Source organism: bacterium, assembly GCA_026129405.1.
GTDB lineage: Bacteria > Desulfobacterota > Binatia > DP-6 > DP-6 > JAHCID01.
In genome coordinates, this window is sequence record JAHCID010000008.1 from 1 (window position 1) to 13,711 (window position 13,711).

General features: G+C 74.5%; 13 protein-coding genes. 6 read left to right on the top strand and 7 right to left on the bottom strand.

Going from position 1 to position 13,711, the window contains the following annotated elements; all coding sequences use genetic code 11:
• The 3 genes from KIT14_21655 to KIT14_21665 all read right to left on the bottom strand — a co-directional run.
• Positions 1–357: hypothetical protein (locus KIT14_21655; protein MCW5893129.1), on the bottom strand; the 357-nt coding region annotated here is incomplete at its 3' end.
• Between the two features lie 545 nt (positions 358–902).
• The gene (locus KIT14_21660; protein MCW5893130.1) at positions 903–1,775 is read right to left on the bottom strand and encodes a ferredoxin--NADP reductase; all 873 of its coding nucleotides are present in this window, start codon (positions 1,773–1,775) and stop codon (positions 903–905) included.
• A 49-nt stretch (positions 1,776–1,824) separates the two neighbouring features.
• On the bottom strand, positions 1,825–2,436 hold the full coding sequence (locus KIT14_21665) for a hypothetical protein (protein ID MCW5893131.1): 612 nt from the start codon (positions 2,434–2,436) through the stop codon (positions 1,825–1,827).
• 153 nt (positions 2,437–2,589) lie between these two features.
• Here KIT14_21665 and KIT14_21670 point away from each other — a divergent pair, with 153 nt between their 5' ends.
• From KIT14_21670 to KIT14_21685, 4 genes are all read left to right on the top strand, one after another.
• Positions 2,590–4,008, top strand: a complete 1,419-nt coding sequence (locus KIT14_21670) for a hypothetical protein (protein ID MCW5893132.1) — start codon at positions 2,590–2,592, stop codon at positions 4,006–4,008.
• Between the two features lie 374 nt (positions 4,009–4,382).
• Positions 4,383–4,958 (top strand): tetratricopeptide repeat protein, encoded by a 576-nt coding sequence (locus KIT14_21675; protein ID MCW5893133.1) that lies wholly within the window; start codon positions 4,383–4,385, stop codon positions 4,956–4,958.
• A gap of 77 nt (positions 4,959–5,035) precedes the next feature.
• Positions 5,036–5,884 carry a hypothetical protein gene (locus KIT14_21680; GenBank protein MCW5893134.1) on the top strand — a complete coding sequence of 283 codons (849 nt, stop codon included), beginning with the start codon at positions 5,036–5,038 and terminating at the stop codon, positions 5,882–5,884.
• Positions 5,885–5,895: 11 nt separating this feature from the next.
• A complete protein-coding gene (locus KIT14_21685; GenBank protein ID MCW5893135.1) occupies positions 5,896–6,726 on the top strand; it encodes a hypothetical protein in 831 nt (276 codons plus the stop codon).
• Here KIT14_21685 and KIT14_21690 read toward each other — a convergent pair.
• The 4 genes from KIT14_21690 to KIT14_21705 form a co-directional block, all read right to left on the bottom strand.
• Entirely contained in the window at positions 6,699–7,010 is a 312-nt protein-coding gene (locus tag KIT14_21690) for a helix-turn-helix transcriptional regulator (protein MCW5893136.1), read from the bottom strand. The genes KIT14_21685 and KIT14_21690 overlap by 28 nt on opposite strands.
• A 209-nt stretch (positions 7,011–7,219) precedes the next feature.
• On the bottom strand, positions 7,220–9,016 hold the full coding sequence (locus KIT14_21695) for an ABC-F family ATP-binding cassette domain-containing protein (protein ID MCW5893137.1): 1,797 nt from the start codon (positions 9,014–9,016) through the stop codon (positions 7,220–7,222).
• Positions 9,017–9,062: 46 nt separating this feature from the next.
• Positions 9,063–10,586, bottom strand: coding sequence for a hypothetical protein (locus KIT14_21700; GenBank protein MCW5893138.1), 1,524 nt, complete (start codon positions 10,584–10,586; stop codon positions 9,063–9,065).
• Between the two features lie 78 nt (positions 10,587–10,664).
• Complete coding sequence (locus KIT14_21705; protein ID MCW5893139.1) at positions 10,665–12,173, bottom strand: NAD(P)/FAD-dependent oxidoreductase; 1,509 nt, start codon at positions 12,171–12,173, stop codon at positions 10,665–10,667.
• Between the two features lie 113 nt (positions 12,174–12,286).
• On the opposite strand from KIT14_21705, the gene KIT14_21710 reads away from it, so the two are divergent.
• Together KIT14_21710 and KIT14_21715 are read left to right on the top strand one after the other, a co-directional pair.
• Positions 12,287–12,925: a TetR family transcriptional regulator gene (locus KIT14_21710; protein ID MCW5893140.1), complete on the top strand. Its 639-nt coding sequence runs from the start codon at positions 12,287–12,289 to the stop codon at positions 12,923–12,925.
• Positions 12,926–13,023: 98 nt separating this feature from the next.
• Positions 13,024–13,707 carry a LysM peptidoglycan-binding domain-containing protein gene (locus KIT14_21715; protein MCW5893141.1) on the top strand — a complete coding sequence of 228 codons (684 nt, stop codon included), beginning with the start codon at positions 13,024–13,026 and terminating at the stop codon, positions 13,705–13,707.
• Positions 13,708–13,711 lie beyond the last annotated feature (4 nt).

Here is a 13,711-nt window from a genome sequence, read left to right on the forward strand (position 1 = left end):
GGCGGCGCCGCCGGTCGCCAGCGGCGCGAGCCAGCGCGCCGCGTACGCCCGCCGTCCGCGCCGCGGTACGAGGCCGAGGAGCGCGAGCGCGCTCATGCCGGCGAGCGCCGTCGCCGCGGGCATCGGGCCGCCGAAGTCGGTCCGTGCGGCCCCCACGAGGGTGGCGCGCAGCAGGCTCGTCTCGCCCGGCAGCGGCGTGGCGACGTGCGGCGCCAGCCAGGCGACGAACGACGCCACACATGCCACCACGGCGAAATGCCGCGGGGCGCGCCGGGCAGCGGCGCCGCCGCCGGCGGTGCTCCCGACGAGGAGCCCGAGCGCCACCGCGATCGTCGCGAGGTTCACCCACGCGGCCACGAGCAGGAGGAGGACGCCGAGCCCCGGCGTGTCGCGGCCCGGGTCCGGCGAGGCGTCCGAGAGCGAGCAGCGCCAGCGCCAGCCCGATCGCGTACGGCTGCGCGAGGAACCAGCAGAAGAGGAGATGGTCGGCCGTCGTCGCGACGAAGAGCGCGAGCAGCGCCACGAGCGGCGCGGAACGTCGCGGTCGCAGGTGATGAGCCAGCAGCGGGAAGACCGCCGCGCCCGTGAATCCCATCACCGCGGTCTGCGCGAGCAGGTTCGCGATCGGCTCGTCGAGCCAGCCGAAGAGCGCGGGCACCAGCATGCCCCCAGCGCGCCTGCCCCCAGTAGTACGGCGTCCAGTGCTGGATGCTGACGAGCGTCGGCAGGAACGAGTCGGAGTCGTGGAAGGCGACCAGGCGGCTCGTGCAGGCGAGCACGCCCAGGGCTCCGCAGCCCACGAGCGCCGCCGGCGGGAGCGCGTGTGTCCGGATCGGCAGGGCCGTTCGGCGCGGGGGCACGGCCGGCCCTCGGATCGCCGCCGTCGGCCCGCGTCGAGCCGCTCAGGCGTAGCGCTCGACCTGTACCGTGAAGCCGAGCTCGCCGAGGCGTCCCTGCACGCCGTCGATCATGGCGGGATGGCCGCAGGCGTAGGCGGCGGTCGTCGCCGGCGCCAGGCCGTGCCGGGCGACGGCGGCGTCGAGGTGCGCCTCGGCGCGGCCCTGCGCCCCGGTCCAGCCGGCGTTGCGTGCCTCGCCGGGGCGGCTGATCGTCGGCAGGTAGACGAGGAGGTCCGGCCGCGCCGCCGCGAGCGCCGCCAGCTCGTCGGCGTACCCGAGCTCGTCGGCGTAGCTGGCGCCGTGCACGAGCACGCAGCCGAGATCGCGCCGGCCGCGCTCTACGGCGTCGCGCAGCAGGCTGACGAACGGATTCACGCCGGTGACGGTGGCGAGCATCAGGTGGCGGCGCGCGTCCGGGGCGAGGGCGAGGCCGTCCTTCGCCGCGCCCGCGAGGCCGACGGCGTCGCCGGGGCGCAGCGCCCGCCAGCGCTCCGACATCGGACCGCCCGGCACCAGCTCGACGAAGAGCTCGAGGTCGCGCTCGTGCGGCGCGGACACGAGTGTGTAGCGCCGGCGCACGCCGCCCAGCACGAGTCGCACCGACTGGCCGGCGCGGTACGTGAAGCCCGGCGGGCGGGCGAGGACGACGCGCAGGAGGTCCGGCGTCGGCCGCTCGAGGCGCAGGACGGCGGCGCCGCTGCCCGCTCCCTCGCGGCCTGCGGCGCCGTCGGCCGCCGCGGGTCGTCGCGCGTCGGTCGTCGCGGCAGGCGCCGGGGCCACGCCGGCGAGGCGCTGCCGTGCCCGCGCGCGCCGTTGCTCGACGTGGAGCAGGAGCGCACGCAGCGACGGATCCGTCGCATCGACGTCGCGGCGCATGCGGCCGACCATGGCGCGCATCGCGCGGGATGCCAAGCCCGCGCGCGGCTCAGCGTCCGAAGCGCGAGCGCAGCCAGGCCCCGACGCCGCGCGGGGCGGGCGTCGCACCCGTCTCCGTACCGAGGAGCAGGCGGGCGACGGTGGCGACCGCGTCGTCGACGGTCGCCACGCGCACCAGGGCGAGGCTGCGATCGTCCAGCTCCTGGCGGACGTCGGGTGACAGCGCGGCCGCGCCGGCGGCGGGCAGCACGACGGTGCCGCCCGGGGTGAGCGCCAGCGTGCCGGCCTGGGCGCGGCCGTCGAGCGCGTCCACGGCCGTGATCGGCGCGTCGGCCGCGTCGCCGCCGACGCCGCCCGCGGCGGCGACGCCGATCGGCAGCGCTCGCCCATGGGCATGCCCGAGCGCGTGCGCCGCGTAGGCCAGGAGGAGCGGCAGCCCGAGCGCGTCCGGCTCGCCCGCGGCGTCGACGGCGAGCCGACAGCCGAGCACCGACGGCACCAGGCGACGCGCCTCGAGCGCGCGCGCGGCGGCGGCGACGGCGCGGCTCGCGACCGCGTCCAGCGCCGGCGTCGCGGCGGTCACGCGCACGCCGGGCGTGGTCTCGATCGCCACCGTGATCGTCGCGGACGATCCGTCCGCGAGCAGCGCGTGGAACGGCATGGGCCCAGGACGTGTAGCCGCGCCGACCCGGGCCGTCAAAAGCGCCGCGATGCTGGCGTCAAATGGCAAGACCCCGGTGACGGGCGGCGCGCATCGTCGGCGCGCAAGGCGGCGGGCGTCGGCTCCACCATGGGACACGAAGGAGGAAGTGTCGTGATCGCACATCGTCATCGGGAGCGCGGAGCCTGCAGGCTCCGCGGCATCACGGCCGTCGCCGTGCTCGCCGTCGCGTCCCTCGGGCACGCGTTGCCCATCGAGCTGAAGGATCAGAACGGGACGAAGTACTGGGTCAACACCGACGTCGACCCGCTCGAGGACCTCTCGAACGCGTCGGGCGCGCTCACCAACGCCACCTACGTGAAGCCGGTCACGGTGACGAGCTACTTCGTCGGCTTCACGCCGTTCTTCGGCTTCGCGACCGTCTACACGGTGCAGCGCCAGGTGGACATTCCGCTCACCAACGCCTTCGCCGGCTTCAACGGACTCGCCATCACGTCGGTGGGCGGCACGCCGCTGCCGGCACCGCGTATCTACAATCCCGGCGAGCCGCTGGCGGCGGAGGAGTGCGAGCAGAACGGGGCGAACCGCCAGCTCGTGTTCCCGACCCAGACCTTCACCGCGCCGTCGTTGGCGGTGAGCCGCAAGGTCTTCGTGCCGAGCAACGGCGACTTCGTGCGCTGGATGAACGTCGTCACCAACACCGGCGCCGCTCCCGTCGAGGTGGGCATCTCGCTGCGCGGCCTCCTCGGCTCGGGGAGCGACACGTCCATCGTCGCGACCTCGACCGGCGGCTCGAGCCTCGGCGCCTCCGTACAGTGGTTCACCACCGCGCAGATGCTGCCGGGCAACGTGCAGTCCGATCAGCCGCGGCTGGGCTTCGTCGTGCAGGGGCCGGGCGCGGTGAGCCCGCCGACGTCGGTCGGCATCAACAGCGCGGGCCAGGCCGCGTTCACGTGGACGCCGACGATCGCGGCGGGCGGCACGGCGATCGTGATGACGTTCTCCACCGTGCAGGGGAGCAGCAAGCAGGCGAAGAACACGGTCGAGAACCTCGTCGACCTGGATGCGAAGAGCATCAACTGTCTCAGCGAGGCCGAGCTGTCGCAGGTCGTCAACTTCGCACCCATCACGCCGCCGCAGTTCAAGTCGGCCACCATCGAGCTGAAGTTCAAGAAGACCGGCGCCGACACGATCCAGTGGAAGGGCAAGCTGACGGTCGCCGAGGGCGTCTCGCTCGCCGGCCTGCCGGTGACGGTCGACGTCGGCGGCGTGCAGCAGGCCTTCGTGCTGGACAAGCAGGGCAAGGCGAACGACGGCAACGGCAACAAGTTCGCGCTGAACGCCTCGCTGAAGAACGGCGTCACCAAGGCCGGCACCTACAAGTTCACCTTCCACCTGAAGGGCGACTTCCAGACGGCGCTCGCGGACTACGGCCTCGTCGACGCCAGCGAGAAGAACGTCCCGGTCACGCTGCCGGTGGTGTTCGACGCCGGGCCCGGAGCGTACGCGACCAGCCAGGCGTTCACCTACAAGGCGACGCAGGGGAAGTCGGGCACTGCGACCGGATCGTGAACCGCCGCGGCGCGCGGCCCCGTGCCGCCGAGGCCGCGCCTGGGGCGTGCTGCTCGTCCTTGCCGCCGGCCTCGCCGGCTGCGATCGGCGGCAGCCGCCCAACCTGCTGATCGTCACCGTCGACACGCTGCGCGCCGATCGGCTCGGGTGCTACGGCTTCGCGCTCGCGCAGACGCCGGCGATCGACGGGCTGGCCCGCGAGGGCGTGCGCTGTGCCGACGCCGCCTCGTCGGCGCCGATCACGCTGCCGGCGCACAGCTCGATCATGACCGGGCTGTGTCCGCCGGCGGGAGTACGAAGCGTCGCTCGCGCGCGATCCGCGCCAGCATCGCGTGCTGGGCGCGCTCGGCGCGCTGGCCCTGCGCCGCGACGACTTGGACGAGGCCGAGCGGCGCTTCCGCGCGGCGCTGGAGCTGGCGCCGTCCTACGTCGAGGCGATGAGCAACCTCGGCGGCGTGGCCGCGGTACGCGGCGACGCCGCGGGCGCCGAGGCCTGGTACGAGCGCGCGATCGCCGTCGATCCGAGCTACCCGCACGTGCACCGGCGGCTCGCCGACCTGTTCTACGACCGCCATGACTGGGCGCGCGCGCTCGCGTACTACCGCCGGGTGCTGGCAGCGCTGCCGACGCCTTTCGAGGTGCTCGTCCAGGCGGGCAACGCGGCGCGCTTCCTCGGCGACGACGCTGCGGCGCGGGACTACTATGCGGCGGCGGGACGCGTGCGCGCCGACTCGTGGATCCCGCCCTACAACCTCGCCTGCCTCGCCGCGCTGGCCGGCGACGCCGGCGGCGCGCTCGCGCTGCTCGGCGAGGCCGCGGACCTCGGCCTCGCCGCACCGCCCCTCCTCGACGACAACGACGACTTCGCGTCGCTGCGGGCGACGCCCGAGTGGACGCAGCTCGCGGCCCGCGTGCAGACCGCCGCGATCGTGCGCCCGCGGCGCTCGTGAGCGCGCGCTGGCGTCAGATGGCAAGCGGGGGGACGCACGGCGGGCTAGGGACGCCCGTCGGGACGATGATCGGATCGATGTTGATGCTGCTGCTCGCCGCGACGGTGCCGGGCGATGCGTTCGCCGCGGGCAGTGCCGCGACGTGCGGCGGGCCGTGCTTCCGTGCGGCGCGGAGCGAGCAGCAGGAGTGCCGCGGCAGCGCCGACGGCGCCTTCGTCCTCGAGCGGGCGCGTTGCCTCGAGCGCGACCCGGTGTGCGTCGGGGCGTGCCTCGAGACGCAAGAGGAGTGTCGCGACGCCACCGGCCATCCCGACCAGATCGCGCACTGCGATGCGCAGCTCGAGAGCGCGCTCGCGCGGTGCGTGACGAGCCATCCGACGGCGCCGAAGAAGCGTGCCCGGTGCGTCGATCGCGCGCAGCTCGACGGCTACGAGTGCCGCGCCGGCGCGCGCCGCGCGTCGCGCGACGCGCTGGCCGAGTGCGACCGCACCGGCGACGCTTGCCGGCAGGACTGTGGTCCGGGCACTCCGCCCGCCGGCGCCGCGGCGTGCAAGGGGGCGGCGCGGCTGGCACGCCGTGCGGCGCTCCAGTCGTGCCGGCGGACGTTCCAGATCACGGCGAGCGCCTGTCTCGACAAGGACGCGACCTGCGCGCAGGCCTGTGGGGCGACGCGCCGGGCCTGCGAGGCGCCGATCGAGGCCACGCTCGGGGCGGCGGTCGGCGCGTGCGTGCAGGCGAAGGACGCCGCCGTCGCCGCCTGTCGCGCCACCGAGCCGCCCGGCAGCCCGCAGCGCGAGTCGTGCGAGCAGGAGGCGGGGGCGACGGCGTTCACCTGTCGGCTGGCCGCCCGCGACGCCGCGGCGCCCGGCCTCACCGCCTGCGGCGACGCGTACGTCGCCTGCGTGAAGGCGTGCCCGGCATCCTGAGGGGAGGGGCGGTGCCGCAGCATCCGATCGTGCGCGCGCTCGCCCTCGTGCTGGCCCTGGCCCTGCCGGGGCTCGCGGCGGCCGAGGAGGTCCCCGCCGCGGGCGCGTCCGCCTGGCGCTTCGAGGTGGCGCCGTACGCCTGGCTCACCGGCACGTTCGGCACCGTCGAGGTGGAGAACCGGACCGCCTTCGTCGACCTCACCGTCGACGATCTCCTCACCCTGCTGTTCGACGGCGACGCGCTCGCCGGCGCCGCCTGGTTCCAGGCGTCGTACGGACGCTGGAGCGCCTTCCTCGACGCCTTCGGCGGCTACGTCGAGCTGAAGACCGACGCCAAGGTGTGCTGCACGACGCTCGACGCCAAGCTCACGATGTACCCCGTCGCGATCGACGTCGGCTTCGGCTACCAGCTCGGCGCCTGGACGCTGCGCGACCGCCGCCGTCCGCTGACCCTCGGCGTCTACGCCGGCACGCGCATCATGCACCTCGGCAACGTCCTGCGTGCCGACACGCAGCGCCCGGGCGTCGTCGGCCGCGCGCTCGCCGCGGACGAGGCGTTCGACTGGGCCGATCCGATGATCGGCGTGCGCTGGGAGGTGCCCGTGCACGACCGCCTGTCGCTCGACTTCCGCGGCGACATCGGCGGCTTCGGCGCCAGCTCGGATCTGATCTGGGGGCTCGTCGGCGGTGTGCGCTGGTGGCTCCCGTGGAGCCCGTGGGGCAGCCAACCGTGGCTCGGCCTCGGCTACCGCGCGATCTCGTTCGATCACGACTTCGGGCCGGACTCGGCCGGGAACCTCGAGATGCGTGGACCCTACAGCGCGCTCGGCTTCGCGTTCTGACGGCCGGGCAGGAGGCGGGCGCGGCGATACGCGATCGGCGACTGTCCGGTCCAGCGGCGGAACGCGCGCGTGAAGTGCGCGTGGTCCGAGTAGCCGAGGTCGAAGGCGATGTCGACGACCTTGGCGTCGGTGTCGCCGAGCAGGCGGAGCGCCGCGACACGGCGGCGGGTCGCGAGCAGGCTCTCGACGCTGCATCCCTGCTCGGCGAGGCGGCGCTGGAGCGTCCGGACGCTCGTGCCGAGCGCCGTGGCGATCGCGTGCACGCTCGGCGACGGGTCTGCCACCGACAACACCGCGCGCACGCGCTCGACCAGGCTCGATGGGGGTTCCGGCTCCTCGTCCGCCCGGGCGGGCGCGGGTTGCGTGGGGCTGTCGGGCGGACGGCTGTGCGGCATCGCTCGCGCCTCTCATGGCGCAGGCGCGGCTTGATCGCAAGATGAACGCGTCGCGAGCTAGCGTCCCGGCGGCGCGCGGTCCGCCGCCGGGTACGGCCTCAGCCGCGCTTGGCTTCGAGCTCGCTCCAGCGCGTGTAGAGCCGATCGATCGCCTCCTGCGCGCCGTGCAGCGCCGCGCAGCGTGCGGCGAGCTCGTCGGCGCTGCTGGCGACGGCGGGATCGTCGAGCGCCGCCTGGCAGGACGCGAGGTGCGTCTCGGCGGCGAGGATGGCGGCCTCCATCCCGTCCCACTCGCGTTGCTCGGCCCAGGTGAGGCGCTTCGCCGCCGGCCTCGGCGGTGCGGGCAGAGGGGCGGCGGCCTTCGACTTCGCCGCCGCCGGCCGGGCACGGCGCTGCGCCTCCCACTGCGCGTAGTCGGCGAACGGCACCGCCGCGCCGCTGCCGTCGAGTGCGAGCACCGTCGTGGTCACGCGCTCGAAGAGGAAGCGGTCGTGCGTGACCAGCACGACCGCGCCGGGGAACTCGAGCAGGCTCTCCTCGAGCACCTCGAGGGTCGGGATGTCGAGGTCGTTGGTCGGCTCGTCGAGCACGAGCACGTCGGCGGGCTGGAGCATCAGCGCCGCGAGCAGCACGCGCGCCTGCTCGCCGCCGGAGAGCCGGCCGACCGCCATGGGCAGTTGCTCGGGGCGGAAGAGGAAGCGCTGCGCCCAGCCGGCGACGTGGATCGGCCGCCCGCCGAAGACCACCTGGTCGCCCTCGGGGGCGAGCGCGCGGCGCAGCGGCACGGTCGGGTCGAGCGCGGTGCGGTGCTGGTCGAGGGTGGCGATGCGCAGCCCGGGGATGCGCTCGATGCGGCCGGCGTCGGGCTCGAGCGCGCCGGTGAGGAGCCGGATGAGCGTCGACTTGCCGCTGCCGTTCGCGCCGAGGAGGCCGAGCCGGGTGCCGGGGCCGAGGACGAGATTCACGTCGTCGAGCACGCGGCGTGCGCCGAACGCCTTGGCGGCGTGCTCGACGACGAGGAGCCGCTTCGTGCGTCGCTCGGTGGCCGTGAAGTCGAGCGCGGTCGTACGCCGGGTCTGCCGTGCCTGCACCGCGGCCAGCTCGTCCGCCAGCCGTCCGGCCTCGTCGATGCGCGACTGCGCCTTCGTGGTGCGCGCCTTCGGACCGCGGCGCAGCCACTCGGTCTCGCGGCGCACGCGGTTCGCGAGCGTCGCCTGCCAGCGCGCCTGCTCGTGCAGGGCGGCGTCCTTGCGCTCGAGGAAGTCGCTGTAGCGGCCGCGGGTCTCGAAGAAGCCGCCCGGATGCACCGGGTCGAGGTCGAGGACGCGCCGCGCGGTGTGCTCGAGGAACCAGCGGTCGTGGCTGACGACGAGCTGCGCGGCGGCGAGGCCCTCCAGCAGCTCCTCGAGCCAGAGGATGCCCTCGAGATCGAGGTGGTTCGTCGGCTCGTCCATGAGCAGGAGGTCGGGCTCGGCGACGAGCGCGCACGCGATCGCGAGCCGCTTGCGCCAGCCGCCCGACAGCGGACCCGGGGTCGCGTCGGGATCGGCGAAGCCGCAGCGGGTGAGGGTGGCGCGGACGCGCACGGCGCGCGCCGTCGGGTCGAGCCCGTCGCCGGCGAGCGCGTCGTCGACGATCGCCAGGATCGGGCGATCGTCGGGGAAGGTCGGGTGCTGCGGCACGAAGGCGAGCCGCGCCTGACGGCGGAGCGCGATCGTGCCCGCGTCCGGCGTCTCGAGACCCGCGAGCAGGCGCAGCAGCGTCGACTTGCCGGCGCCGTTCGGGCCGACGAGCCCGATGCGGTCGCCGTCGTGGACGCCGAACGACACGTCGGCGAAGAGCGGCGCGGCGCCGTAGGCCTTGGTGACGTTCTGACAGCCGAGCAGGAGGGCCATGGGCGGAGGACGTCCATGGCCGGTCCGCCCCGGGGACGCAAGCCGCCTACGGCGCGAGCCCGTTCAGCGTCGCGGTGACGGCGAAGACGTCGCCGATGTCGTGGAAGTCGACGGTGACGAAGTTGGGCAGCCGGTTGCGCGCCGTCTGGCAGGCGCGCGCGCGGTCGATGAAGAGCGGGTTGTGGTTGATCTGCTCGGCGAGCTGCGGGCTGCCGAGGATCTGGGTGAGGAAGTGGTTCAGGATGAACAGCGGGCGGCTCGGGTTGCCGCGGTTCGGCGCGCACGAGAGCTGCGCCGGCGTCTCGAACGAGTACGGCGTCTCGGAGGCGTAGTCCCACACGTAGTGGTGCCAGGGGAGGGCGCCGCGCACGTCGGTGAAGACGACGAGGCGGGTCTCGGCGTCGATCAGCTGGCGCAGGGTCGGCCACGGCGCCGCGGCGGGCTGCACGTGCAGCGCCGGCAGCAGGCCGGCGGCGGCGAAGGCGGCGGCGGTGTCGGCTTCGGAGACGTAGGCCTCGAAGATGATCGTCACCACCTCCTGCGGGTGCAGGTCGAGGTAGCGGCGGATCTTGAAGAGGCCGCTCACCAGGGTCTCCTTCCCGAGCTGGCAGAACGCGTGGCAGAGGTGCGCGACGCCGCCGTCGTAGTGCGTGTCGAGCATGAGGCCGCGGATGCCGTCCTCGAGCTGGCGGCCGATGCCGCGCCGCTGGTTCGGCCCGAGCCAGCCCTCGTCGGCGTTCGACATCGCGTTGTGCGTGGTCGCGTAGGCGACCTGATCGTAGCGCCGGTCGCAGAGCGCGGCGTCGCCGTTGCAGCGGCCGTCGTCGAGCACCGCCGGCAGGCAGAGCGTATCCTCGCGCCCGAGGTCGAGCCTCTGCGGGCCGAGGTCGTCGCGGACGTGCAGCCCGCGCGCGGGCGTCGGCGCGGCCTCGGCGCGGGCGCGGCGGACCTTGAAGCAGGCGAGGCTCGCGGCGGCGCGCTCGACGTCGGCGCCGTCGGCCCGCGCCGGCGTGCACACGCTGCGCAGCCCCTTCAGCGTGTACGTCCGCTCGGCGCCGAACGCGTCGGCGACCCGGGCCGTGAGGCCCTTCGGCAGGCCGGGCGTCCCGCGCGTCGAGCCTGCCTTCCAGCACTGGTAGTGGTTGACGTCGTGCGCGGCGGGATCCGGCGGCGCCGGGGCGGCGCCCGCGTCCGTCGCCGCCGGAGCGGTCGCGAGGGCGGGGATCTTCAGATCGACGTCGAGCGTCGCGACGGCGGTGGTGAGGCGCAGCCCGCGCTGCGGCGCGGCGGCCGGGATCGTCGTGCGCACGCGGTAGGACGCGAGATGCGTCGTCGCGTCGCCGACCGTGCCGCCGTCGACGCCCGCCGGCGTGCAGACGTGCTGCGGCTTCGGCAGGTCGACGCTGCGCGCCCCGAAGCGGTCGGCGACCGCAACGACGCGACCGGGGAAGCGTGCCGCGCCCCGGCTGGGACGCGTCTGGTAGCAGAGGTAGGCGTCGCCCACCTGGGCGGCGGCGACGGTCGGGAGCAGGGCGGCGGCGGCGACGAGGGCGACGGACAGGCTGCGCATGGGGGCGCAGACCGTACCGCCCGCCGACCGCGCCGGGCAAGACGTTTCGCGACGGACGTGTCGCGGCTGCGCAGGTGCTCAGGTGGCCGGAGCGGGCAGGGGCGTCGCGACCGGCTCGTGGGCCGGCGTGCCCTCGGGCACGCACTCGTAGTCGGAGAGCGCGAGCCGGCGGGTCTGCCACCAGTACTGCCAGGTGAAGCCCGGCCACGTCGTGGTGTTGTAGCCGTCGGCGTCCAGGTACCAGCTCTGGCAGCCGCTCGCCCAGATCGAGCGGCGCAGCTTCGCCTGGAGGGCGTCGGTGAAGGCGCGCTGCCGCGCCGGGAGCACGTCGACGAAGCGCAGGCGCCGGCGGCGCAGGGCCTGGATGGCCTGGAGCGCATAGCGCGCCTGCGCCTCGATCATGAAGATCATCGAGTTGTGGCCGAGGCCGGTGTTCGGGCCCATCAGCATGAAGAGGTTCGGGAAGCCGTGGACGGCGATGCCGAGGTAGTGGCCGTCGCGCGCCGCCATGGCGTCGTGCAGGGTGCGGCCGCCGCGGCCGACGACGTGGAGGCGGGTGAGGAAGTCGCCGACCATGAAGCCGGTGCCGCAGACGATGGCGTCGGCCGGGTGCAGCACGCCGTCGCGCGTGCGGACGCCCGCGGGCGTCACCGCGGCGATGCCCTCGGTGACGACGTCGACGTTCTCGCGCCCGAGCGCGGGGTAGTAGTCGTTCGAGAGCAGGATGCGCTTGCAGCCCATGGCGTAGCGCGGCGTCACCTTCTCGCGCAGGACGGGATCGGGGACGGCGCGGGCGAGGTAGCGGTGCGCGAGGCGCTGGAGCAGCGTCATCAGCTTCGGGTTGACGACGAAGCCGAGCGCGCGCGCCTCCATGGTCCAGTAGATCCACGCGCGGTGCAGCCGGTTCACGAACGGCAGCCGGCGGAAGAGGCGCTGCTCGAAGCGCCGCATGCGGCGGTCGGGCTTCGGCAGCACCCAGGGCGGCGTGCGCTGGAAGAGGTCCAGATGGCCGACCCGCGGCGCCAGCTGCGGCACGAACTGGATGGCGCTGGCTCCGGTGCCGATGACGGCGACGCGCTTGCCGGCGAGGTCGACGTCGTGGTCCCAGCGCGCGGAGTGGAAGCAGGGGCCGGTGAAGGTCGCGAGGCCGGGGATGTCGGGCATCGCCGGCTCGCAGAGCGCGCCGTTGCCGAGGACGAGGGCACGCGCCACCAGCGGCGCCTGGCCTTCGATGCGCACCGTCCAGGTGCCGGCCGCGGCGTCGAACTCGGCTCCGCTGACGGCGCAGCCGAAGCGGATGTGGCGGCGGAGGTCGTACTTCTCGACGCAGTGACGGAGGTAGGCGTGAATCTCGGCCTGCGGCGAGAAGGCGCGCGACCACTGCGGGCGCGGCTCGAAGGAGAAGCAGTAGAGGTGCGAAGGCACGTCGCAGGCCGCGCCGGGATAGTGGTTGTCGCGCCAGGTGCCGCCGACGTCGTCCGCCTTCTCGAGGATGGTGAACGATTCGATCCCGGCCCGGCGCAGCAGCACGCCCATGGCGATGCCCGAGAAGCCGGTGCCGACGATGACGATGGGGAAGTCCTGCATGGCCTGCGTCCTCCGTTCGTAGGTGATACCTCTATCGGCGAAAATGCCCTGTCAATACAGGGTGGTGATTTGTCGTTGAACGGCTCCGGCAATGCTGTTATCGGTCATATTCCATGGCGACGCGGACGCTGACCCGGGAGGAGGCCAAGTCGATCACCCGGCGCCGTCTCCTCGAGGCCTCGGCGACGGTGCTGGCCGAGACCGGCTACGGCGGTCTCTCGGCGAGCGCGGTGGCGCGGGCGGCGGGGGTCGCGCAGCCGACCTTCTACGTCCACTTCCGCGACAAGGACGACCTCCTGCGGACGCTCGGCGAGGAGCAGATGGGGCTCCTGCGCACGCGGCTGCGGGCTGCGCGGCAGGCCGTGCTCGCCGGGCAGGGGGTCGAGGCGGTGAAGGAGACGTTCCGCGTCCCGCTGCGCACCTGGGTCGAGCATCCGGTGCTGCTCCGCCTCTATCTCCAGGAGCTGCACCAGCCGGCCTCGCCGCTCGGCGAGCTGGCACGGGTGCTGCGCGCCGACATCCGGCGTGACCTGGTCGACGACCTCGTGCAGCTCGGGCTGCCGGCGTCCACGCCGGCGGAGCGCGAGCGCGTCGAGATGATCGCCGAGGGGATGATCGCGCAGACGGAGGCGCTGGCGACGGCCTACGTCGACGGCCGCTGGACCGACTTCGACGCCGTCGTCGACGTGCTGACGCAGTACGCCGTCGGCGTGCTGCCGCTCGCGCACGACGCCGCCACGGCGAAGTCCTGAGCCTTCGCTGCGCGCTCCGGGATTGCCGGATCGGAGCGCGCGGCGTATCCAGGAGACGGTTGCGGCGGTGGGCGGGGAACCGGGAGCGCGGGTTCCGCATGCCACACACGAAGAGCCTTCTGGCCGTCGTCGTGGCCCTCGGGCTGGGCGCGACGGCCGCGTTCGCGGCGCCGGCGGTCGAGCTGGCGGACGGCGGTGCGACCATCGTCTACCGCGCGCAGGCGGGCGACACGGCGAGCGCCATCGCCGCCGCGCTCGGCGTCGCACCCGACCAGATCGGCCGTTTCCTCGGCGACAACGGCGTGAAGGACGCGGGACGCATCCCGCTCGGTTTCCCGTTCCGCGTGCCGAACCCGGCGACGGCACGGGCGACCGCGGCCGAGGCGCGTGCGGCCGCGGCGGAGGCGGAGCGGGGCACGCTCGCGCAGCGCCTGCGGGCGGCCGAGCGGGCGCTCGTCGTCGCTCGCGAGGGGGTGACGTTCGTGGAGGCGGATCGGGCCCGGCTCGCGGCGCTCGAGACGCGCTGGAGCGTGGCGCTGTGGGCGCTCGTCGTCGGCGGCCTCCTGCTGGCGGGCTCGCTCGCCGTCACCGTCGCCGCGCTGGGGCGCGAGCGCCGTGCGTCGGCATGGGCGCGGTCGCTGGCGCTCGATCTCGACGACAAGCGCCGGGCCGCGCTTGCCGAGCGCCAGCAGAGCGCGCGGCGCATCGTCGAGCTCGAGGATCGGCTGCGGCATCCCGACCTGCGCGGCTCGACCCGCGTCGTCCTCGACGAGAGCGCCTGATCCG